This window comes from Paraburkholderia lacunae, from assembly GCF_003353175.1.
Classification (GTDB): domain Bacteria; phylum Pseudomonadota; class Gammaproteobacteria; order Burkholderiales; family Burkholderiaceae; genus Paraburkholderia; species Paraburkholderia lacunae.
Genome location: NZ_QHKS01000017.1, coordinates 21,385 through 43,335, shown reverse-complemented (window position 1 = coordinate 43,335; position 21,951 = coordinate 21,385). Strand labels below are relative to the sequence as shown.

Annotated in this window: 17 protein-coding genes; 14 read left to right on the top strand and 3 right to left on the bottom strand. The window is 59.3% G+C overall.

Annotation, left to right across the window (positions count from 1 at the left end; translation table 11 throughout):
• Positions 1-99: 99 nt before the first annotated feature.
• Both DLM46_RS24305 and DLM46_RS24300 read left to right on the top strand, forming a co-directional pair.
• Positions 100-981, top strand: a complete 882-nt coding sequence (locus tag DLM46_RS24305) for a transporter (protein WP_115104702.1) — start codon at positions 100-102, stop codon at positions 979-981.
• Between the two features lie 75 nt (positions 982-1,056).
• Positions 1,057-2,100, top strand: a complete 1,044-nt coding sequence (locus DLM46_RS24300) for a carbon-nitrogen hydrolase family protein (RefSeq protein WP_115104700.1) — start codon at positions 1,057-1,059, stop codon at positions 2,098-2,100.
• Between the two features lie 126 nt (positions 2,101-2,226).
• Here the strand turns inward: DLM46_RS24300 and DLM46_RS24295 are convergent, their stop codons facing one another.
• A complete protein-coding gene (locus tag DLM46_RS24295) occupies positions 2,227-3,123 on the bottom strand; it encodes a LysR family transcriptional regulator (RefSeq protein ID WP_115104698.1) in 897 nt (298 codons plus the stop codon).
• Positions 3,124-3,230: 107 nt separating this feature from the next.
• Here DLM46_RS24295 and mdlC point away from each other — a divergent pair, with 107 nt between their 5' ends.
• The 6 genes from mdlC to iaaH all read left to right on the top strand — a co-directional run bounded on the left by mdlC (position 3,231) and on the right by iaaH (position 11,844).
• The gene (gene mdlC / locus DLM46_RS24290; protein WP_115104696.1) at positions 3,231-4,811 is read left to right on the top strand and encodes a benzoylformate decarboxylase; all 1,581 of its coding nucleotides are present in this window, start codon (positions 3,231-3,233) and stop codon (positions 4,809-4,811) included.
• A gap of 19 nt (positions 4,812-4,830) precedes the next feature.
• A complete protein-coding gene (locus DLM46_RS24285) occupies positions 4,831-6,015 on the top strand; it encodes an alpha-hydroxy-acid oxidizing protein (RefSeq protein ID WP_115104693.1) in 1,185 nt (394 codons plus the stop codon).
• The gene (locus tag DLM46_RS24280; RefSeq protein WP_115104691.1) at positions 6,015-7,094 is read left to right on the top strand and encodes an enolase C-terminal domain-like protein; all 1,080 of its coding nucleotides are present in this window, start codon (positions 6,015-6,017) and stop codon (positions 7,092-7,094) included. Before DLM46_RS24285 ends, DLM46_RS24280 begins: the two co-directional genes overlap by 1 nt.
• A 109-nt stretch (positions 7,095-7,203) precedes the next feature.
• Positions 7,204-8,553: an MFS transporter gene (locus DLM46_RS24275; protein ID WP_115104689.1), complete on the top strand. Its 1,350-nt coding sequence runs from the start codon at positions 7,204-7,206 to the stop codon at positions 8,551-8,553.
• Between the two features lie 44 nt (positions 8,554-8,597).
• Positions 8,598-10,061 carry a benzaldehyde dehydrogenase gene (locus DLM46_RS24270; RefSeq protein WP_115104687.1) on the top strand — a complete coding sequence of 488 codons (1,464 nt, stop codon included), beginning with the start codon at positions 8,598-8,600 and terminating at the stop codon, positions 10,059-10,061.
• 337 nt (positions 10,062-10,398) lie between these two features.
• On the top strand, positions 10,399-11,844 hold the full coding sequence (gene iaaH, locus DLM46_RS24265; RefSeq protein WP_115104684.1) for an indoleacetamide hydrolase: 1,446 nt from the start codon (positions 10,399-10,401) through the stop codon (positions 11,842-11,844).
• A 347-nt stretch (positions 11,845-12,191) separates the two neighbouring features.
• On the opposite strand, the gene DLM46_RS24260 is transcribed toward iaaH, so the two are convergent.
• Positions 12,192-13,115: a carbon-nitrogen hydrolase family protein gene (locus DLM46_RS24260; protein ID WP_115104682.1), complete on the bottom strand. Its 924-nt coding sequence runs from the start codon at positions 13,113-13,115 to the stop codon at positions 12,192-12,194.
• An 80-nt stretch (positions 13,116-13,195) separates the two neighbouring features.
• Between DLM46_RS24260 and DLM46_RS24255 the strand changes: the two genes are divergently transcribed.
• The 3 genes from DLM46_RS24255 to xylB all read left to right on the top strand — a co-directional run bounded on the left by DLM46_RS24255 (position 13,196) and on the right by xylB (position 16,741).
• The gene (locus DLM46_RS24255; protein WP_115104679.1) at positions 13,196-14,107 is read left to right on the top strand and encodes a LysR family transcriptional regulator; all 912 of its coding nucleotides are present in this window, start codon (positions 13,196-13,198) and stop codon (positions 14,105-14,107) included.
• A gap of 408 nt (positions 14,108-14,515) precedes the next feature.
• On the top strand, positions 14,516-15,244 hold the full coding sequence (locus DLM46_RS24250) for an SDR family oxidoreductase (protein WP_115104677.1): 729 nt from the start codon (positions 14,516-14,518) through the stop codon (positions 15,242-15,244).
• A 33-nt stretch (positions 15,245-15,277) separates the two neighbouring features.
• Positions 15,278-16,741 (top strand): xylulokinase, encoded by a 1,464-nt coding sequence (xylB, locus tag DLM46_RS24245; protein ID WP_115104675.1) that lies wholly within the window; start codon positions 15,278-15,280, stop codon positions 16,739-16,741.
• A gap of 782 nt (positions 16,742-17,523) precedes the next feature.
• Here xylB and DLM46_RS24235 read toward each other — a convergent pair.
• Positions 17,524-18,915 carry an aminotransferase-like domain-containing protein gene (locus tag DLM46_RS24235; protein ID WP_115104669.1) on the bottom strand — a complete coding sequence of 464 codons (1,392 nt, stop codon included), beginning with the start codon at positions 18,913-18,915 and terminating at the stop codon, positions 17,524-17,526.
• 385 nt (positions 18,916-19,300) lie between these two features.
• On the opposite strand from DLM46_RS24235, the gene DLM46_RS24230 reads away from it, so the two are divergent.
• From DLM46_RS24230 to DLM46_RS24220, 3 genes are read left to right on the top strand one after another with little or no spacing between them, the layout of a single operon-like run.
• Positions 19,301-19,783: an MSMEG_0572/Sll0783 family nitrogen starvation response protein gene (locus DLM46_RS24230; protein ID WP_115104667.1), complete on the top strand. Its 483-nt coding sequence runs from the start codon at positions 19,301-19,303 to the stop codon at positions 19,781-19,783.
• Positions 19,784-19,803: 20 nt separating this feature from the next.
• Positions 19,804-20,841, top strand: a complete 1,038-nt coding sequence (locus tag DLM46_RS24225) for a Nit6803 family nitrilase (RefSeq protein WP_115104972.1) — start codon at positions 19,804-19,806, stop codon at positions 20,839-20,841.
• Positions 20,795-21,949: an MSMEG_0568 family radical SAM protein gene (locus DLM46_RS24220; protein WP_244306355.1), complete on the top strand. Its 1,155-nt coding sequence runs from the start codon at positions 20,795-20,797 to the stop codon at positions 21,947-21,949. The genes DLM46_RS24225 and DLM46_RS24220 overlap by 47 nt, the downstream gene beginning before the upstream one ends.
• The last annotated feature ends 2 nt before the right edge of the window (positions 21,950-21,951 follow it).

Below are 21,951 nucleotides of genomic sequence, written 5' to 3'. Positions count from 1 at the left end.
GAGATATCTGTCCTGGTTTCGCGATAGACCCAGTCAAGGGCAGGTTTTTTTGCCTACCTACGATACCGCCATCAAACACATAACGACGCGGAGGTTTGGATGAAGATTGCAGGTCGAAAAATTATAGCGTTTGTCTATATTGCATTATTGCCAGTGCCTATCGCTGCATCAGCGATGGTCATTGAGACGAGCCCCGGCGATGCCCCGGCTATCCCTACCGGTATCGACCTCGGCGTCCTGTACTACCAGCATGTCAACCGTGACAACTATTATGTTAACGGGAATCGGCTGAATCAGCCGTTTGGACTTACGACCGACGTCGGCATTGCGCGATGGGTTCATTGGACGTCACTGTTCGGTTTCACAGTGACCCCTCAGGTCATCATCCCGTTTGGCAGCTTGAGACTTCATTCGGGTGGTACCACCATCAGTTCCAGCGGCGTCGGTGACCCGTTCGTTGGTAGCGAAATCTGGTTCGTGAACAACCCGGCTACGAAACGCTATCTGGCTCTGGGCCTATACGTTTCCGCGCCACTCGGCACTTACGACGCGAGCAAAGGGGCTGCGAATCTTGGGTCCAATCGCTGGGTGCAGGTCACCCACCTGAGTTATTCGCAGAACCTCTTCGGCTCACTGTTTCTGGACGTCACAGGTGAATTTGCCGTGTACGGTACGAATAACGACTTCGTCGGTGGGACGTATAAACAGCGACCGACCATGGGCCTCCAGACTCACCTACGCTACGACCTCAGTAAAGCGACATCGTTGGGTGTCAGCTATTTTCACTCCGCAGGCGGCCGGTCGACGCTGGACGGCGTTCAACAAAGCGGGAGCAGCATAGCGGACAGCTATCGGCTGTCTGCCGGGCATTTCATTACCCCGACCGTTCAGTTCGAGGGTGAAGTCGGGCAGGACATCCGCGTCACAAACGGTGCGAAGGAAAACCTTCGGCTGAATTTTAGACTGACGAAAGTTTTTTGATATTCGCAATGGAAAGCAGGCGATTTTCGCTGCCAGATACTTCATCTTTGAAGCAAAGTGATTCCCGGAGGGACCATGTCCAGCAATGTATCCACGCAGTTTAAGGTCGCAGTCGTGCAGGCCGCGCCCGAATTTCTCGACCTTGAAAAGGGCGTCGCAAAGGCGATTCGACTGATTGAGGAGGCATCGGCCGCCGGCGCGTCACTCATCGCGTTCCCCGAGGTATGGCTCCCGGGCTATCCGTGGTGGATATGGCTCGACTCGCCGGCCTGGGGCATGCAGTTCGTTCGGCGCTACGTCGAAAATTCTCTCGTGATTGGGAGCGAGCATTTCGAAAGACTGAGGCTCGCAGCAGCCAGGAACGAGATTCATGTGGTGCTGGGCTTCTCTGAGCGCTCTAATGGCACGCTGTACATCGCGCAGGCAATCATCGACGACACTGGCAAGGTTGTCGCGACTCGAAGGAAGCTGAAGCCTACTCATGCCGAGCGCACCGTGTATGGCGAAGGCGACGGAAGCGACCTCGCCGTGCACGAAACGTCATTGGGCCGCTTGGGAGCGCTTTGCTGCGCAGAGCACATTCAGCCGTTGTCGAAATTCGCGATGTTCTCTCAGCACGAACAGATTCACGTCGCCGCGTGGCCGAGTTTCTCTGTCTATCGCGGGGCCGCGTTCCAGCTCAGTGCGCAGGCCAACAATGCGGCCAGCCAGGTGTACGCGCTGGAAGGTCAATGCTTCGTGCTGGCACCGTGCGCGACCGTATCAAAGGGGATGCTGGACATGCTCATCGACACACCGGCGAAGGCTCCCCTGTTAACGGAAGGCGGCGGCTTCGCCGTGATTTATGGGCCGGATGGCGCGCCGCTTTGCAAGCCGCTAGGCGAGACCGAGGAAGGGCTGCTCTACGCAGATATCGACTTGGGCATGATTGGCGTCGCGAAAGCCGCGTACGACCCGGTTGGCCATTACTCGCGGCCAGACGTTTTGCGCCTGCTATTCAATCGCAAGCCCTCGGCACGCGTGCACAACTTCGAGCAGGAGTCTCTGCCAGAAGAGCTCAGGACGACATTTGCGCCGCTTGGCGAGCAGACTGGGCCTGGAAAGGAAGCAGTTGAATAGTCGCCAAGGGTCGCTCATGCGTAAGCGCGTACACGCTGATGCGCCGTCAGAGCGGGCGACCCGCTTTCCTGCTTCAGGGATTAATGCGTACAGCAGGCGATGTTCGAGGCCGGCGACTGTCGAATGTCAAACTCCGCTGAGCGTGCGTGTAATGGTGTCGCAGAACCATTGCTGAGCCGCCGAATCTTCTGTGTGGGGCTGCCAGTAGAGGTTGACATCGAACGACGATATCGGAAACGGTAACGGCAGCGTCCGCATCCTTCCGTCGCTGGCAAAAGCACGCGCGACGCGAGTTGGGAGCGTCAGGATGAGGTCCGTCGACGCGATGACTGCAACGATATTTGTGAAGTGTGGCACGCGAAGCGCGATTCGTCGGGACAGTCCCATCTCGGTCATCACGTCCTCCACCAGGTGGTGTCCCGAGAAAGGAGCAACGACTGCATGGTTCGCAGACACATATTCTTGCAGGTTCAGCGTTTCACGGATGGCCGGATGTGCAGCACTGAGCAGGCAGGAATAGGTCTCTGTGAACAACGTCCGTTTTCTTGCCTGCCCGCCCGTGAGTTGCAGGTTTCCGACGGCAGCATCAACACTTCCCGTGGTCAGCCATTCGGTAATCCGCTCGCTCTCGAGTTGCACGATTTCCAGCCCCACCGAGGGCGCGCTTGTCTGCAGTTCCTTGACAAGAAATGGCAGGAAATATAGCTCCCCGAGGTCGGACAACGCGAGGCGGAAGCACCGGGTTGACTGCATCGCGTCAAAGTTGCGTGTGGCCGATATGGCTGTCTCGATGCTATCCAGCGCGTGCTTGAACGCCTGAAACAGCTGGGTTGCGTTGAACGTCGGAACCATTCCTTCACGTGTCCGCGTGAAAAGGGGGTCCTGTAACAGGTCCCGCAACCGGCTCAGCGAATGACTGACCGATGGCTGGGTGATGTTAAGACGCTTCGCTGCAGCACTTACGCTGCCCGTCTCGTAGATAGCTACAAAGGTGCGAATGAGGTTCAGGTCGGTCGTGGTCACGGTGATTGGCCTATATAGATAATATCTATTATTGAATCGAAAAATTGATGATTTGATTTATTTTATACCGGGTCCTAGCATCGAAGTGTTGACTAGGAAGAAATCTCATGACCACCGTCCATCAAGCATGCTACGAAATCCTTCGCGAGCAAGGATTGACCACTTTCTTCGGTAACCCGGGTTCGAACGAGTTGCCGTTTCTCAAAGATTTCCCGAAGGACTTTCGCTACATCCTGGGGCTCCAAGAGGCTGCAGTTGTGGGGATGGCTGACGGTTACGCGCAAGCGACAGGCCGCCCGGCTTTCGTAAATCTGCACTCTGCGGCGGGCACCGGTAACGCAATGGGCGCGCTCGCGAACGCGTGGAATTCGCATACGCCGCTGGTCGTAACGGCCGGGCAACAGGTTCGTGCAATGGCCGGCGTCGAAGCCCTGCTGGCAAACGTGGACGCGGCTGCGCTCCCTCGTCCGCTAGTGAAGTGGAGCTGCGAGCCGAGCTGCGCGCAAGAGGTCCCGCTCGCGTTGAGCCGCGCTATTCATACGGCCGCTACGCCGGCTGCGGGCCCGGTGTATGTGTCGGTGCCATACGACGACTGGAAACAGGAGGCCGGGCCCGGCGTCGAACATCTGGCGAAGCGGCGCGTCGAGCTGGCCGGGTTGCCGTCCCGAGAAGCGCTGGCGGATTTGCTTGCATCGCTGGAGGGCGCCCGCAACCCGGCCATGGTTGTCGGCCCCGACGTTGATGCGAGCAATGCAAACGCCTTCGCAGTCGCGCTTGCCGAGAAACTTTCGATGCCGGTATGGATGGCTCCGTCAGCGCCTCGCTGTGCTTTTCCCACTACGCATGCATTCTTCCGTGGATTGTTGCCGGCTGGTATCGCGAGCATCAGCCGTATCCTCGACGGCCATGATCTCGTGCTTGTCGTCGGCGCGCCAGTGTTCCGGTATCACCAGTACGAACCGGGCGAGTACCTGCCGAACGGCACCCGCCTTATCGCTATCACCTGCGACATCAACGAAGCGACCCGCGCGCCGATGGGTGATGCAATCATTGCGGACGTGGCACTGACGCTTCGCGCGCTCAGCGAGAAGGTTTCTCAGAGCTCCCGGCCGCTACCCGCCGCGACCCGTCGCCCGGAACCAGCGCCTGAAGCGCCCGGTCCGCTCACGCCGGAGCGCGTGTTCGACATTCTCGATGAGATGGCCCCGCGTGAGGCTATCTACGTCAACGAGTCGACGTCGACTACGAACATTCTCTGGCAGCGCTTACGCATGACCGAGCAGGGGAGCTACTACTTCGCTGCGGCAGGTGGTCTGGGATTCGCGCTTCCCGCCGCTGTCGGCATTCAGTTGGCGAAGCCGGAGCGCCAGGTCATCGGTGTGATTGGCGACGGTTCTGCCAACTACGGCATTCAGGCACTCTGGACTGCGGCTCAATACGATATACCGGCGATTTTCGTCATTATGAAGAATGGCACTTATGGCGCGTTGCGCTGGTTCGCCGGTGTCCTTCAGGTCGAAGACGTACCTGGGCTTGATGTGCCGGGCCTCGACTTCTGCGCTCTCGCTCGCGGCTACGGCGTGGATGCTCTCCATGCGGATTCCAGTGCGACCTTGACCTCTGCGCTGCGCCAGGCACTTGCCAGCAAAAAGCCGATGCTTATCGAAGTCGAGACGCGCACGGCGTGAGCAAGCAGAGGAGTGTGAAATGAGCAAACCTGTGAACGTAGCCGACTTTCGTCTCCTGGCGAAGAGGCGCCTGCCTCGAATGGTGTTTGATTATCTCGAAGGCGGCGCAGAAGATGAACTCGGTTTGAAGCACAACCGGCAGGTCTTCGAAAGCGTTCGGTTCCAGCCGCGCCGTCTGGTCGACGTGAGCAAGCGAAGCATTGAGACAACGCTCTTCGGCAAGCCGTTGCGCGCGCCGCTTGTCATAGCCCCAACTGGGCTGAACGGCATTCTCTGGCCAGAGGGCGACCTCGTGCTGGCTCGCGCAGCGGAAAAGTTTGGAATTCCCTTTGCGTTGTCGACCGCATCCACAGCCTCACTCGAGGCCGTAGCAAAGGCATCTGGAGGCGAGCTCTGGTTTCAGCTCTACGTCGTGCACCGGAAGCTGGCTGAGTTGCTAGTCAAGCGCGCTTTGAACGCTGGATACACCACGCTGATTCTGACTACCGACGTTGGCGTGAATGGGAAGCGTGAGCGCGATATCAGGAACGGTTTCGGGCTGCCGATGAGCTACAGCCCCAAAACGATTCTCGATGGCGCTCTTCATCCCCGCTGGTCATTTGACCTCGTACGCAAGGGTGTGCCGCAACTCGCGAACTTTGCCAGCGATGACGTGCAGGACACTGAACTGCAGGCAGCATTGATGAGCCGTCAGATGGACGCGAGCTTTTCCTGGGACGACCTGTCGTGGCTGCGGAGCCTCTGGCCGCACAAACTCCTCATCAAGGGGATTAGCCGCCCGGACGATGCCGAGCGATGCATAGCGCTCGGTGCGGACGGGGTTATTCTCTCGAACCACGGCGGACGCCAGCTTGATAGCGCCATCGCGCCACTGGAAGCACTCGAACCGACCGCCGCTCGCCTTCGTGCTCCCGTTCTCCTCGACAGCGGAATTCGAAGAGGCTCTGACGTCGTAAAGGCGCTCGCGAAAGGAGCGAGCGCCGTGCTCCTCGGCCGCGCAACCCTGTACGGACTCGCTGCGGATGGAGCGCGAGGAGTAGACGCGGTGCTGGAAATCATGAAGGACGAGATTGAAAGGACGCTCGCCCAAATCGGTTGCCCTTCCGTTTCGAAGCTTTCCAAGGACTATGTCTGGACTGGTAACTCACAGGAATTTTCGCGGGTCGACGCACCGAGGTACGAACCCGATGTGATGGAGAAGTGATGAGCGACACGAAAATCGTTGGTCTGCGCACCCGCGCGGTGAACGTTCCTTTGGAATACCCGGTTAAGACGGCTGTTGGTACGGTGGCTAGCTCTCCGCTCGTCCTGCTCGACCTGCAGACGGATAGGGGTGTGACGGGGCATGCCTACCTTTTCACATATACGCCTCTAGCCTTAAAGCCAGTGCAACAGACGGTTGATGAGCTGGCGGCAGTCATCGTAGGCCACCCGTTGGCGCCCCGCCATATCGACCAGCTGCTGCAGTCGAAATTCAGGTTGCTTGGAAATACGGGCCTCGTTCGGATGGCGACGGCCGGCATTGATATGGCGCTATGGGATGCGAAGGCCAAAGTACACGGACTTCCGCTTGTCGAGCTCCTCGGCGGCGTTGCCCGGCCATTGCTCGCGTACGACAGCCACAGCATGGACGGCGTAGAACTCGCGACGCATCGTGCTAAGGGCGCTGCCGAAGCCGGCTTCGCCGCTATCAAGACAAAAATCGGCTATCCGACTCTTCAGGACGACATCAAGGTCGTCCGTAGCATCCGGGAGGTCGTCGGCGACAACGTCCAAATCATGGTCGACTACAACCAGGGTCTGACGGTTCCAGAAGCCATCCGCCGAGGTCAGGTACTAGAGCAGGAAGGCGTGGCATGGGTGGAGGAGCCGACATTGCAGCAGGATTACCAAGGACACGCAAAAGTGCGCGACGCATTGAATGTCCCGGTGCAGATGGGCGAGAACTGGTTCGGGCCTGACGAAATGAGTCTCGCGCTTAGCGCCGGGGCCTGCGACCTGTGCATGCCTGACTTGATGAAAATTGGCGGCGTTACCGGTTGGCTCCGTGCAAGCGCCCTTGCGGAGCAGCATGGGCTGCCGATGTCGAGTCACATCTTTCAGGAATTTAGCGCTCATCTTCTGGCTGTTAGTCCGACGTGTCACTGGCTGGAACGAATGGACCTTGCAGGCCCAATCCTTGAACCGACACTGAAGTTTAAAGACGGCAAAGCGTACTTCGGCGAGTTGCCGGGTGCGGGCATCGTCTGGCGAGACCAGGAAATCAAGCGATTCTCGGTTTAACTGAGGAATAGAGCGCTGTTCGTCTTGGGCAACATTGCTGCTATCTGTAAGTATTGCTAATTATTAACCGACATAAGAGCGGCTTCGTTTATCTAAATTGGAGACAAACATGAGCACCAACATTATCGACGACGTCGTCGATGGGACGCGCGTCAACTCGTTTCACCTGATGATTATGTTCTGGTGCTCGATGCTGATGCTATTCGACGGTTACGACCTGGTCATTTATGGCTCGGTCCTTCCGCAACTGATGGTCGAATGGAAGCTTCCGGCGGTGACGGCAGGCATCATTGGTAGCAGCGCCCTGTTTGGGATGATGGTAGGCGCTCTGTCGCTGGGCAGCTCATCGGACAGAATTGGACGTCGCCGCGTGATTCTCGCGTGCCTGGTTGTCTTCGGACTTGCCGCGTTCGGAAACGGCTTCTGTGAGAATTCCACGCAGTTTGTCATTTGCCGTTTCTTTACCGGGGTTGGTCTGGGCGGCATGGTGCCGAACATCGTAGCCCTCGTGACTGAAATGTCACCGAAGGCAAAGCGCAACATCATGGTGACCGTGATGTTAAGTTTCTTTTCGGTAGGCGGGGTCATCGCCGCGGTGATGGGAAAAGTCATCACCCCCACTTTCGGTTGGCGAGCCAACTTTCTGATCGCAGGTTTGCCCCTGCTCACGCTCCCGATTCTGTTCCGCTGGCTGCCAGAGTCGATTGCATTTCTTCTCGCAAATCGCCGCTTCGTCGAGGCTGACCGCGTCTTACGCAAACTCGCCCCGAGCTATCGGGGTGGCGCCGAGTCGCTCGCGTCAACGATGTCGACGACATCGGTAAAGTCGACGCAATCCCGAATTGTACAAATCTTCAAGGACGGTCGAGCAGCAGACACGCTGCTGATTTGGGTTGCCTTCGGGATGTGCATGCTGATGGTCTATGGCCTGAACACCTGGCTTCCCAAACTGATGACGGCGAATGGATATTCACTCGGCTCCAGTCTCACCTTCCTCATCACGCTGAACGCGGGCGCTGTCTTAGGGGGACTTGCGAGCGGCTGGCTGGCGGATAGGTGGGGTGGCAAAGGCACGCTCATCCTGTTCTTCGCGGTTGCCACAGTGTCAATCGGCCTCCTCGGCTACAAGCAGAACGCTTTTATCTTAGATGTTCTTCTGATGCTAGCCGGCGCAACGACTATCGGGACCTTGTGCATCGTGCACGCGTTCGCCGCCCAGTTCTATCCGGCGAGTGTCCGGTCAACCGGTGTCGGCTGGGCTGCCGCGGCAGGTCGATTTGGCGCCGTCGCCGGTCCCGCTTTAGGCGGTTACCTTGTCAGCATGAATCTTCCCATTACCTTCAACTTCATGGTGTTCGCGGTTCCTGGTGTTATCGCGGCCATCGCAATAACGCTGACTTCGCGGACGAGAAAGCCGTCGGCAGAGAACGCAAAAATTGCCGTGGCTGCGGCTGACTGACAGTACTCACCCAGAATCTGAACCCGCTTCTGAAAGAGGTAGTTATGAGCAGCATCGACACCAAAGTCATGTGGACCGGCCTTATCTTTTCCGATGGATGGACGAACGCCATCGGTGGCGTCCACCCCGTAACCGAACCCTCAACCGGTGAGACGTTGGCCAACGTAGGACTGGGCGGCCCGGAGGACATTGACCGCGCGGCAAAGTCGGCAGCGGCCGCGCAGGAGGCGTGGGCATCCACCCCGTTTGACCAGAGAGCCGCAATCTTGCGCGAGGCGGCAAGGTTGCTTAAGAAACGTGCCCCGGAGATTAATGAATGGAACGTTAGAGAGTGTGGGTCCACAACGGCCAAAGCGCAGTGGGAACTGCATGCCACGTATGAGCAATTGCTGGCGGCAGCAGCAATGCCCATGCAGTCGGAGGGCGCGCTGTACCCGTCGGCGATGCCCGGTCGCATGAACATTTGCCGTCATGTACCGATTGGCGTTGTCGGTGTCATCGCTCCATGGAATTTCCCCATCCTGCTCTCGATGCGTTCGGTCGCTCCCGCACTTGCCGTTGGCAACGCCGTGGTGTTGAAACCGGACCCGCAAAGCGCGGTTAGCGGAGGATTGCTACTCGCGAGCGTCTTTGAGGACGCTGGCTTGCCCTCGGGCGTTCTGCACGTTATCCCAGGAGCTGCCGAAGCAGGTGATGCCCTTGTGCGTCACCCACAGGTCGGGATGATCTCGTTCACCGGTTCTACGGCCGTTGGACGCTCAATTGGCCGAATTTGCGGTGAGATGCTCAAGAAAGTTGCACTTGAGTTGGGCGGCAACAATGCCATTGTCATTCTGGAAGACGCGGACCTGGATGCTGCCAGTTCGAACGGAGCGTGGGGCTCATTCCTTCACCAGGGGCAGATTTGCATGCAGACGGGAAGGCATCTCGTACATCGGGCGGTCGCCGATGAGTATGCGGACAAGCTGGCTCAGCGCGCCAGAAATCTGCGTGTCGGCAACCCGCATACCGAACAGGTTCACCTCGGGCCGCTCATCAACAAAAAACAACTCGACAGAATCGACGACATTGTGCGCAAGAGCGTGGCAGCCGGGGCAACGCTCCGCGTCGGTGGTGAATTCTCGAAGCTCTTCTATTCGCCGACTGTGCTGACAGGAGTGACCGTTGATATGCCAGCGTTCCAGGAGGAAATATTTGGTCCGGTCGCGCCTATCACTGTCTTCGATACAGACGACGAGGCGGTTCAATTGGTCAACGGGTCGCCATATGGTCTGGCTGCGGCAGTGCATACGAGCTCTCTGGCACGCGGGCTCGCGCTGTCAGCGCGTATCAAGGCAGGCATGGTGCATGTCAACGACCAGACTGTGAACAACGAGTTCCACGTGCCGTTCGGGGGAATGGGTGCGTCCGGCAATGGTGGTCGATTCGGGGGGCCAGCTAACTTCCACGAATTTACTCAGACGCAATGGGTGAGCGTGCTCGACAAGCCAATAACTTACCCGTTCTAGAGCGCGGCTCGGCGAAAGCGTAGACGACATACCGTTGTGCATGGATTAAACGGCGGAGGCTGGCTCTGTCCGGCATCTGCTCGAGAAGCGGTTTAGCGATTATCCAAATTTGAATTCAACATTCAGTTCGACTCGTCACCTAGTCGTTTTTATCATTTTAAAACGTGCCATGGCGCCCTGAGCGAACGTTCTAAATAATATCGGAGACAGTATGAATTCCCCGGAATCTAAGGGTCGACGCCGTTTTGTATCGGGAGTTGGTGCGTTGGCAGTTGCCCCAATCGCATCCGCCGGACTTTCTGCCTGCGGCGGAAGTCACTTGTCCCCTCCTGAATCCATGAGTCAGACCCAACAACTCGCATTGACCGCGTCAGAGGCCGTGACGGCCATCGCTTCAGGGCAACTGTCTGCTGAGACATATGTTCGAACTCTACTATCCCGGGCCGCGGCTTTGAACAATCTCAGAGCTTTTATAACGCTGAATACCGACGCGGCAATTTCGGCAGCCCGTGCGGTCGACGCGGCTCGGGCTGCAGGGCAGAAGTTGCCGCGATTGGCTGGGCTTCCTATCGTCGTAAAAGACAACATCAATACGCGGACGCTTCCAACGACAGGAGCGACTCCGGCGATGATGAACTTTCAGCCAAATGCTGACGCCAAGGTGCTTGGCCCACTTCTGAGCGCTGGCGCCATCATCATTGGCAAAGCGAATATGCACGAACTAGCGTTCGGCATTACAACCACAAACTTCGCGCCTTTTGCTGGCGTCGCAAGGAATCCCTACGACACAAATCGCATGGTCGGTGGTTCATCTGGCGGTACCGGCGTAGCGATTGCTGCCAGAATGGCACCAGTCGGCCTGGGAACTGACACGGGAGGCTCCGTACGAATCCCCGCGGCCCTTAACGGTATTGCAGGCCTAAGGCCATCGGTTGGAAATGGCGGACCGGAGCGCCGCTACGACGGAACTGGTGTGCTTCCGCTAAGCCACACGAGAGACACAGTCGGTCCCTTGGGACGCACCGTGGCGGACGTGGCTCTTCTTGATTCGGTTATTACGGGGGCGGCAATTCCTGCTCCGGCCGCGCTTGCCGGGCTGCGTTTTGGCATACCCGCTACCTATTGGGATGTTGTTGACGACCAGGTCTTGCAAGTCATGAATACCGCGAAGTCGAAACTCCAGGCTGCCGGTGTGACGTTTGTGTCGGTTGATTTACCAACTATCAGAGACTTGGGAGCAAAGGTCGGGTTTCAACTGGTTTTCCATGAAGCCACCGTTGATATTCCGGCTTACCTCGCTGATAGCGGCGCAGCCAATATAACGCTGTCGGACATCGCTGCGAACGTCGCTGACCCGGATGTGAAGGCAGGATTCGTTTCTGTCACCTCCGATAGCGCGGCCGCCGAATATCCTGACGCCCTCAACGTCTACCGACCGCAGATGCGGGCCCTCTTTGACGCCTACTTTAGTGCAAACAATATAGACGCAATCTTCTTTCCCACAACTCCGCTGCCTGCCGTACCTATCGACTTCGTACACGGTTCGTCAACAGTCAGCGTGAATGGAGGGCCCGCAGTTGACGAGTTTGCGACGTTTATCCGAAACTGCGACCCTGGTAGCATCGTTGGGATTCCGGGCCTGACTCTTCCAGCGGGTCAGACATCAGGCGGACTGCCCGTGGGTATGGCGCTCGACGGGCCCGTAGGAAGCGACCAAAAACTTCTCGCGATTGGTCTGGCCATGGAGAAGTTGTTCGGACCGCTACCTGCACCGAATGTTTGAATAACGCGGCTGGTGCCCCATCGTGCAGACAGCAGGAAGCTGTGCGGCGCTGCTTTAACGTTGCGTGCCAGCAGTTGCCGGCGTCTTCGCTTACTGAACTTAGTTTCGGTGAGTCGTCCCTCGACAACCTCGGATGGAACCGGCCGGACCTCGTGCTGAACGGCTACGTTGGCGAAAGACCAGGTCCGTTGCATGCCCGTAAGTCAACGAGGCGCTTGGGCGCCCGTTGGAACCAATCCGCGTGCTCGTCAAAACTAACCGGACTTCGCTGCGCGGGCGGCTCATCTGGACGATAAGCACTGGCGCTTCATAAGCGCGGCGCTCAATCGCCTTACGTGACGTTTCGACTACGACTTGAACTCCACCGTTCGCTTGGCGCGCTCGTCGACGGACAACGAAAACACGTCGGGCCGCGAATAGTGGCCCACAACGTCGAAGTCATATCGGGCGCGAACAAGCTCATCGGTATCGATTTCAGCGACTACCAATCCTGTCTCGCCATGCAGCGGACCTGCCAGAACTTCGCCCAAAGATCCCACGATGAGGCTGCCACCGTTGATGAGTGGCCGGTTTTCGTCCCAATCCGGCACTTCTATGCCGAGCTGTGCTGGCGAAGGTTGTACCTGACATGCGCTGATAACGAAGCACCTACCTTCGTGAGCGATATGTCGCATCGAGCACTGCCAGATGTCCCGATCGTCCACCGTCGGCGCACACCAGACCTGCACACCCTTGGCATACATCGCCGTGCGCAGGAGCGGCATGTGATTTTCCCAGCAGATTGCCGTCCCCGCCACGCCGGCTTCGGTCTTCACGGCAGGCAACGTCGACCCGTCACCTTGTCCCCAAATGAGTCGCTCCGTGCCCGTCGGCATTAGCTTGCGGTGTTTTGCCACCAGCCCGTCGTCAGGGTTGAAGAACAACGCCGTGCAGTAGAGGGTGTTGCCCTCTCGCTCGATAACGCCGATGACGATTGAAGCGCCGCACTTAGCCGAGAGGTCAGCGAGCGCTTGGGTCTCCTCGCCCGGCACGTCAATGGCGTTGTCGTAGTACCGCGCGAAAGCGTCGCGACCTTCCGGCAACCGATAGCCCAGACGGGTGCCGAAAATTTCACCCTTAGGATAGCCGCCCAACAACGCCTCAGGCATGACCACGAGCTTGGCGCCGGAGGCGCGAATCTGCTCTTCGAAAGAGAGGATGTGCTGCAGGGTCCGGGCTTTTCCGGCTGCAGAGGAACCGATTTGCAGCGCGGCGACTTTTGACTTCGACATGGCGTTTCCTTGAGGAAGGTTTGTGCCTGCATCTTTACCCGGATGTAAAATCGTGTGAACGCATATCGCCACTATCTGATATGAATAAAATTGATATCGATGCTGTCGACCTAAACCTCTTCAAGGTCTTTGAAGCTTTGTTCGAGGAAGGGGGAGCAAGCCGCGCTGGAATTCGGCTCAATCTGACCCAATCTGCAGTGAGTGCGGCGCTCAGACGGCTGCGCGAAGTGTTTTCCGACACCCTGTTCGTACGCACTGGACGGGGGCTTGCGCCGACATCCCGTGCAAAAGAGCTGAAACCGCTGGTGAGCGAAGCGCTTGGCAAGTGCCGTCAGACCGTCGCTGTCGCTTGGCCCGATGCGACCTCGTTTCACGGCCGCTCAGTTTCGATTGGGCTGTCCGATGACTTTGAGATTGCTGTGGGTCGGCAGTTGATTGAACGCCTGGCGCAGAGCGCGCCTGGACTGAGGCTCATATTCCGGCAAACCCATAGTCAGATTGTCGGCGACGCGCTGGCAAATCGCGAAATGGACCTCGCGTTGTTTGCGGGTGCATCGTCCGGCCGAGGGCTCAACCAGCGGGTTGTAGGCGAAGGAGATTACGCATGTCTCCTGGATGACAAGCGCCGCGCGGCGTCTACTCTGACGCTTGATGAATACTTGTCTCGAGGACACATTCTCGTCTCTTCGGGCGGGGTGGTAGGGATAGTGGATGAGGGGCTGTCGGCACTCGGTCGACGGCGTAACGTCATAGCATCAACAACACATTTTGCTTCCCTGCCGCATCTGCTGAAGGGCTCCCGCGCGGTCGCGACCATTCCGAGGCATGCGGCGCTGGCGATTTCCAGACTGACCGGGCTGACGCTTTTCGAGTGCCCGGTGAAACTCCTGATTTACCCGATCGTACTTGCATGGCGGACTAGCTCGATGCGCGATTCCGCGGTGGTCAAGGTCCAGTCCGCGATTCAGGAAAGCTTTCCTCTCATCATCTGATGACAAGACACGTCATGTTCAACGACATAGATTTGGCGGATTGACTCACTGTGGAGAGCAGTTGAAGAGCAGCGCACCTCCATCTGCGGGGCCAGCGCAGTCTCGGCGACAGACAAATTAACATCGTTCACCCGTCGGTCATCGGGGTTTTCCCTCTCGAAATCGCCTTGACAGAGCTAGTTCTGCGCTTGATTATTTGCTCTCTGGATGAGCAGTTGCTCGTTTGTGGTTTTGCAACGGTCGACTCACACTGGCTGCGACCGCAACGCGGATAGCGCCCTTGGCGGCGCAAAGGTGGAAAGATGAAGCCGCGTTCAATGTCGGCTACGGACACAACGGGCGTCAGGTTATCCGGGGAGATTGCTACCGCAGCAAGTCTGCGATGAGCGCCAACAGGAGGATTAGGAAATGGCCGGAGAACTGCAAGGCAAGGTCGCTGTTGTCACTGGGGCTGCGTCAGGCATAGGCTTGGCCAGCACCGAGGCGATGTTGGCGGCGGGTGCTCGCGTCGTGCTGGTCGACCGCGATGAAGTCGCCTTGACGGTAGTCTGCAGGAAACACGGCGACGCGGCGATTCCGCTTGTCGTGGATTTGCTCGACTCGACTGCCTGCTCAACGCTCGTGCCAAGCGTGCTGGACATCGCGGGGCAAATTGACATCCTGCATGCCAACGCAGGTACCTATGTGGGTGGCGATCTGGTGGATGCGGAGACCGCTGCGATTGACCGGATGCTGAATCTGAACGTTAATGTCGTGATGAAAAATGTCCACGACGTGTTGCCCCACATGATGGCGCGACGGGCCGGCGATATTGTCGTCACCAGTTCGCTCGCAGCTCACTTCCCGACGCCGTGGGAACCGGTCTACGCATCCTCCAAATGGGCGATTAACTGCTTCGTGCAGACGGTGCGGCGTCAGGTTTTCAAACATGGAATACGCGTCGGTTCTGTCTCGCCCGGACCAGTCGCTAGTGCACTTCTCGCCGACTGGCCAGAGGAAAAATTGAAAGAAGCCAAAGAGTCGGGGAGCCTTATCGAGGCCAGCGAGGTAGCCGAGGTCATTATGTTCATGCTGACGCGGCAACGCGGTATGACCATTCGCGACGTAGTCCTAATGCCAACCAATTTCGACCTCTAGGAGGTAAAGGCAAGACTTATCTCGAGCTCGCAAATGTTTCTTGGCATTGACCTCGGCACGACCGAACTGAAGGTCTTACTGCTGGCCAACGACGGTCATGTCGTTGGAACCGCTCGCCATCCGCTGGAAATATCGAGGCCGAGGCACCGATGGTCAGAACAGGACCCGGAGGATTGGTGGCGAGCTACGCGAGTTGCACTATCGGCGCTGCGCAAGAATTATCCCGATGCGTTTGGGTGCATACGGGCCATTGGCCTTTCCGGTCAAATGCACGGTGCTGTTCTGCTTGGTGCCAATGACCGGCCGCTGCGCCCCGCGATACTGTGGAACGATATGCGCAGCGTCAGTGAATGCACTGAACTCACGGTCCGTGCACCAAGGCTGCATGAAATCGCCGGAAATTGCGCAATGCCGGGGCTCACGGCACCAAAGTTATTGTGGGTCGCACGACACGAGCCCGAGCACTTCCGAAAGCTGACGTGCGTCCTGCTCCCGAAGGACTATCTGCGCCTGCGCTTGACCGGTATAAAGCTCACGGACCCCTCCGATGCGTCAGGAACCCTTTGGCTCGACGTCGGGCGTCGCGAGTGGTCCGACGAGCTTTTGCAAGCGTGTGACATGACACAAATGCAGGTACCCCCAATAGAAGAAGGGAGCCGAGCGGCTGGCGTCGTGCGTGGCAGTGTGGCCAGCGAGCTTGGTCTGCCCGCAAACGTTATTGTTGCGGCTGGCGGAGGCGACACCGCGACAAGTGCGCTGGGCGTAGGCGCGGCATCATCGGGGGATGCATTTCTATCTCTCGGCACCTCCGGAGTGCTGTCCGTTGTCACCGAGCAGTTTCGGCCGAGCCCACATCTAGGGGTACACGCGCTCTGTCACGCGATTCCGAACAGGTGGCACCGAACGAGCGTCGTGCTGTCTGCGGCTAGCTGCGTTCGTTGGCTAAGCAGCCTCACTTCGGCTGACGAAGCATGTTTGCTAGGTGAGGTCGAGAGTGTCAGCGCGAACCGCCGCGCAAAAGCGCCATTGTTCCTGCCATATCTTTCCGGTGAACGAACACCCCACAATGACCCGTACGCCCAAGGCGTGTTTTGCGGACTTGTCGATTCGACCGACCGCGCCACACTCGCCTATTCGGTTCTTGAGGGCGTCACGTTTGCTTTGTCGGACGGCCTCGATGCCCTGCGTGCGGACGGCACCCGTGAAACCTCGCTGAGCCTTATCGGTGGAGGCGCACGCAGTGCGCTCTGGACGCAGTTGATTGCTGACGCGTTTGGGGTACGGATAAGCCGGCCGCCCGATTCACAATGCATCGCGGCGCTCGGAGCCGCGCGTCTCGGCTGGTTAGCGGCTGACGGCGATTTTCCGGTCGTTGTCCGTACCCCGTCGCTATCGCAGGAATTCGTTCCTGACGATGAGCGACATTCAATACTTTTGGAACGGTTAGCGTCGTACCGAGCCCTGTACCGACAACTGCGGCCGCTTTTTCCAGCGTGACATGTAGTCAATTTCGGAGCGGGGCCAACGTAGTGGCGGCAACATTACATTTTCTCCAAACTTAGGCCACTCGCGGCGAAGCGAGGTTCGTCCTCATTTGCGCCGTGAACAGTTGCTGTGGAACGGCGTTGTCGCCGTGTGCCAGCTTGCAGCAAAGGAGTTCACGTGCGGTATGGCGTGCTTGCGCGGCTACCCGATGGGGTTATTGCCTGCATAGAGCAGATAGTCCGAGACACCTGCCGCGAGGCGGGCGAAGACGATGAATCTGGGTCCATGCGCGAGCGCATTCGACAGCAGGCCGATGAGGGGCGTCGCAGCATGGCCGCAAGCGGTCCGCTAATTTCGCCGGATGTATTCCGCGCACGGTTAGGCTTAACTGAGGGGTGCATAAAAAGCCTGCTCAGTAATGGAAGCGTCTTCGCGATGGAAGTCGACGGAATGTTGTACTACCCATCGATGCTTGCTGACACAACGCCCGACCTGAAGCACCTGCAGTCGATATGTCGCATGCTCGTTCCTGTTCCACCTAGCGCGCGCTTCGCGTTTTTGTCATGAGACGCTATGTTTTGCGCAGGCACGAACGAGGACTGAATCGTCGGCGACTCGGATGCATGAAGCGGCGAGGATCGATCCATTGTGTCGTGCGCGAATCAGGAAGAGGTGTATCAGGGGACCGATTCGATGCTGAAGGGCGGCATGTACAAGCGCATCGAGCAGAAATACCTGACGCTCAACATTTCATAGCAGTGCCGTGTGCGCCGAATGCTCAACGTGATGACCGCCTACATCATCGGCATATGCAAATGATGCGGATCGTTAAGCGTCTCCGCGACGCGTTGCAACGCGTCGCGGCAATCGTCGCGATCTTGCGGGCCGCCGAGGCACACGCGGATGGCGTTGGGCGGATTGCCGTCCGTCGAGAACGCGGCGCCCGCCACCACACCGACGCCCTGATTGCGCAGTTGCAATGCCAGTTCCGGTGCACTCCAGCTGCATTGCGCCGGAATGGGCAGCCACAGGTGAAAGCCGTCGACGTGCGCGTCGTAGCGCAATGCGGCCAATTCCTGCGCGGCGATCGCCTGACGCGCATTGGCCTCCACGCGAATCGCGTCGAGCATCTCGTGCGCCGTGCCATCGTTGACCCATTGCGTCGCCAGCATCACCGTGAATGGACTGGGCATCACCGTCGTCGCGCGCAACGCGCCGGCAATGCGTTGCGTTTGCCGCGCAGTCGGCGCGCGCAGGTAGGCGACGCGCAAACCGGCGCCGAGTGTCTTCGAAAAGCCGGTGACGTGATAGGTCAACTCGGGTGCGAGCGCGGCAAGCGCGACGGGCTTCCTCGCCGGCAGCCAGCCGTATGCGTCGTCTTCGATGATGGGCACGCTATAGCGCAACGCGACATCGGCTAGCGCTTCGCGGCGCTGACCCGACAACGTGAGCGTGCTCGGATTCTGCAGCGTCGGATTGCAATAGAACGCGCCGGGTTTTTCGCTCTTGCACAGCGCTTCGAATGCATGAGGCAGCGGCCCTTCGTCGTCGCGCGGCAGCGGTTGCAGGCGCACGCCGAGTTGCGACGCGATAGCCTTGATGCCTGGATACGCGAGCGTGTCGAGGCAGATCGTCTCGCCGCGGCGCGCGAGTTGCGAAACGAGCGCAACGAGCGCGCTATGAATGCCCGGGCAGACGAGCACGGTATCGTCTGCGCAATGGGGCAGGCGCTCTTTCAGCCAGGCGCGGCCCGCCGCGCGATCGTCGGGCGTGCCGCCGAAATCCTGATAGCGCAGCAGGCGGTACGGATCGGCCTGCGCGAAAAGACTCGCAGCCGACTCGCGCAGACGCGCCGCGAGTTCGGGCGGCTCGGGCGGCATGTTCATCGACATCTCGACACTGCTCCCGCCCGCGAGCGGCAACGTCTGCGTCCGGCCGCGCACGAAGGTGCCGCTGCCGGCGCGCGCATCGAGCAGGCCGCGCTTGCGCGCTTCGGCATAGGCGCGCGCGACGGTCGTGTAGTTCAGTTGCAGCGCGGCCGCCAGATCGCGCAGACCCGGCAGACGGTCACGCGGACGCAGACGCCCGCTCGCGAGATCTTCTTCAATCAGATCCGGAATCACCAGATAAGCCGGTTTGCGGCTTTCGGTTAATCGCTTGAGCCAGTGATGCGTGAGGCTGTCCATGCTAAACATTCCTTAATGGGTCGATCAAAAGTAGCACGTGGCTCGCAATAAAAATAAATCATTTCTCATTTTGTCGGAAAGTTGATCGCATTGATTGGATGAATGCACGTTTCCGGGGTTTGCCGCACCACGCGCACGCACGAACATGTCTTGCGCTGCGCTGAGACGGTGCGCAGCCGGCTTGCGCGATTCGGTGCAAAGCCCCGTCAAACAAGGCATTCAAAGATTTTTTTCGGGTCGCTCGAACAATCGCCGTTTGAATGATTGGAAGTTGATTGCATGTTTCGGGCCGGATGGTGGCATATCCGTTGCGTTATTGAATTCGCCAGCCGGTCATTTTCCGGCGGGCAAATACGATCAATTACGCGACTTATTGGAGAGTGATATGCCTGCCGTCAATAAACCTCTGCATCAGAAAGGCGATTTTCTGGTCGATTACGAAGAGAAGGTTTTCCCCGACGTCAAAGCCGAACCCGGCGAAAAGGCGCTGGTGACGTTTCACACGGTCGCGTTCGAAGGCTCGATCGGTTTCGTCAACCTGTTGCAGGCCACGCGTCTGCAACGCAAGGGCTTCGATACGTCGGTGTTGCTGTACGGGCCGGGCGTCACGCTCGGTCTGCAACGCGGCTTTCCGACGCTCGGCGACGAAGCCTTTCCGGGTCATCTGAACTTCAACAAGCAACTGATGAAGTTCATGGAAGAAGGCGGCAAGGTGTACGCCTGCCGCTTCGCGTTGCAGGCGCTGTACGGTCATGGCGAAGCGTCGCTGATCGAAGGCATCCGGCCGATCAGTCCGCTCGACGTGCTCGATATTCAGCTTCTCCATCGCAAGGAGAACGCGCTGGTCATCCACACGTGGACCGTTTGAGCGCGGGCCGGGTGCCGATCATGTCCGACCAGCGAATCATCCGAGCGGCCGCGGTGCAGATTGCACCGGAGTTCGATCGTCCCGGCGGCACGCTCGACAAGGTGTGCGCCGCGATCGACGAAGCCGCGTCCAAAGGCGTACAGCTGATCGTCTTCCCCGAGACGTTCGTGCCGTACTATCCGTACTTTTCGTTCGTGCGTCCGCCCGTCGCGTCGGGCGCCGACCACATGCGGCTGTATGAGCAGGCCGTCGTCGTGCCGGGGCCCGTGACACAGGCGGTAGCCGAACGCGCGCGCCGTCACGCGATGGTGGTGGTGCTCGGCGTGAACGAGCGCGATCACGGCAGCCTGTACAACACGCAGCTCGTGTTCGACGTCGACGGCCGCCTTGTGCTCAAACGCCGCAAGATCACGCCGACTTTTCACGAGCGGATGATCTGGGGCCAAGGGGACGCGGCAGGACTGAAGGTCGCGCATACGGGCATCGCGCGCGTCGGCGCGCTCGCCTGCTGGGAGCACTACAACCCGCTCGCGCGCTACACGTTGATGACCCAGCACGAAGAGATCCATTGCAGCCAGTTCCCAGGCTCGCTCGTCGGGCCGATCTTCGCCGAGCAGATCGAAGTCACGATCCGTCACCACGCGCTCGAATCGGGCTGCTTCGTCGTCAACTCGACAGGCTGGCTGAGCGAAGCGCAGATCGATTCGGTGACGACCGATCCGAAGCTGCAAAAGGCGTTGCGCGGCGGCTGTCATACCGCGATCGTGTCGCCGGAAGGACAGCATCTCGCCGAGCCTTTGCGCGAAGGCGAAGGGATGGTGGTCGCCGATCTCGACATGTCGCTGATCACGAAGCGTAAACGGATGATGGACTCGGTCGGCCATTACGCGCGGCCCGAGTTGTTGAGCCTTGCGATCAACGATCGTCCCGCGACCCCGGTCGCGCCGATGAACACGGCGTTCGAGCGATTCAGCGCCGATGCCGCTTTCGATACCACGGGTGGAGGTCAGGATGAATGCCAGCGCGAATCTGCCGGCCATGAACCGGCAGTCAACTGAAGTGGGAACCGAACGGCACAGGCAGATGACGCAACTGCGCACCGAGTTGCAGTCCGCGGGTTTGCGTCTGGTCGATCCGAATGCGGGCGTCGCGGGCCGGCGCGGCGGCGCGGGGCCGTCAGATCACAAGGCGGTCACCGTCGACGGCGTGACGATCATGGTGCCGGTGCATACGAGTTCAGCGTGGAACTCGCCGTTCGTCGCCAGTGCGCCGGATGAAGCGGGCGCGAGCGCGCTGATGCGCGGCACGATACCGATCGCGGACATCAGCTTTCCGAAGGCGCCGCGCTTCACGCGTTTGCAAACGCTGGACGGCGTGCCGTATTCGCACATCGCCACGCTGCACGGCACCGATGTGCTCGCGACGACCGTGCTGCAAACGTGCATCCGTTACGAAAGCCGCCGCAAGACATGCAAGTTCTGCGCAATCGGCCAGTCGCTCGCGGCGGGCCGCACGATTGCGCGCAAGACGCCTGAACAACTCGCCGAAGTCGCGCGCGCGGCCGTGCTGCTCGACGGCGTCAAGCACATGGTGCTGACGACGGGCACGCCGCCGACGAGCGATCGCGGCGCGCAGATCCTGTGCGAAAGCGCGTTCGCGATCAAGGCCGCTGTCGATCTGCCGATCCAGGCGCAATGCGAGCCGCCCGACGACGACCGCTGGTTCGAACGGATGAAAGCGAGCGGTATCGATGCGCTCGGCATGCATCTGGAAGTGGTGACGCCTGCCGTGCGCGAACGCGTGATGCCCGGCAAGGCGAGCGTGCCCGTGTCGCGCTATATGGAGGCGTTCAAGGCGGCCGTCGCGGTGTTCGGCAGAGGGCAGGTGAGCACGTACATTCTCGCGGGACTTGGCGACACCGCCGACGCGATCCTGTCGATCTCGCGCGAACTGATTGCGCTCGGCGTCTACCCGTTCGTCGTGCCGTTCGTGCCGATCAGCGGCACGCCGCTCGAAGACCATCCGGCGCCGACGCCGGAGTTCATGAAATCGGTGCTCGTTCCGCTCGGTGCGATGCTGCGCGACGCGCAGATGCGTTCCGCCGACATCAAGGCGGGCTGCGGCAAATGCGGCGCATGTTCGTCGCTGGCATCGTACGAGGAGTAGCC

Excerpts from the sequence above, each read along its gene's own strand:
- DLM46_RS24225 (WP_115104972.1), top strand. The coding sequence starts at position 19,804 with ATGTCCGACCAGCGAATCATCCGAGCGGCCGCGGTGCAGATTGCACCG.
- DLM46_RS24270 (WP_115104687.1), top strand. The coding sequence starts at position 8,598 with ATGAGCAGCATCGACACCAAAGTCATGTGGACCGGCCTTATCTTTTCC.
- DLM46_RS24280 (WP_115104691.1), top strand. The coding sequence starts at position 6,015 with ATGAGCGACACGAAAATCGTTGGTCTGCGCACCCGCGCGGTGAACGTT.
- DLM46_RS24230 (WP_115104667.1), top strand. The coding sequence starts at position 19,301 with ATGCCTGCCGTCAATAAACCTCTGCATCAGAAAGGCGATTTTCTGGTC.
- iaaH (WP_115104684.1), top strand. The coding sequence starts at position 10,399 with ATGAGTCAGACCCAACAACTCGCATTGACCGCGTCAGAGGCCGTGACG.
- DLM46_RS24305 (WP_115104702.1), top strand. The coding sequence starts at position 100 with ATGAAGATTGCAGGTCGAAAAATTATAGCGTTTGTCTATATTGCATTA.
- xylB (WP_115104675.1), top strand. The coding sequence starts at position 15,278 with ATGTTTCTTGGCATTGACCTCGGCACGACCGAACTGAAGGTCTTACTG.
- DLM46_RS24250 (WP_115104677.1), top strand. The coding sequence starts at position 14,516 with ATGGCCGGAGAACTGCAAGGCAAGGTCGCTGTTGTCACTGGGGCTGCG.
- DLM46_RS24285 (WP_115104693.1), top strand. The coding sequence starts at position 4,831 with ATGAGCAAACCTGTGAACGTAGCCGACTTTCGTCTCCTGGCGAAGAGG.
- DLM46_RS24260 (WP_115104682.1), bottom strand. The coding sequence starts at position 13,115 with ATGTCGAAGTCAAAAGTCGCCGCGCTGCAAATCGGTTCCTCTGCAGCC.
- DLM46_RS24300 (WP_115104700.1), top strand. The coding sequence starts at position 1,057 with ATGTCCAGCAATGTATCCACGCAGTTTAAGGTCGCAGTCGTGCAGGCC.
- DLM46_RS24220 (WP_244306355.1), top strand. The coding sequence starts at position 20,795 with ATGAATGCCAGCGCGAATCTGCCGGCCATGAACCGGCAGTCAACTGAA.
- DLM46_RS24255 (WP_115104679.1), top strand. The coding sequence starts at position 13,196 with ATGAATAAAATTGATATCGATGCTGTCGACCTAAACCTCTTCAAGGTC.
- DLM46_RS24275 (WP_115104689.1), top strand. The coding sequence starts at position 7,204 with ATGAGCACCAACATTATCGACGACGTCGTCGATGGGACGCGCGTCAAC.
- DLM46_RS24235 (WP_115104669.1), bottom strand. The coding sequence starts at position 18,915 with ATGGACAGCCTCACGCATCACTGGCTCAAGCGATTAACCGAAAGCCGC.
- mdlC (WP_115104696.1), top strand. The coding sequence starts at position 3,231 with ATGACCACCGTCCATCAAGCATGCTACGAAATCCTTCGCGAGCAAGGA.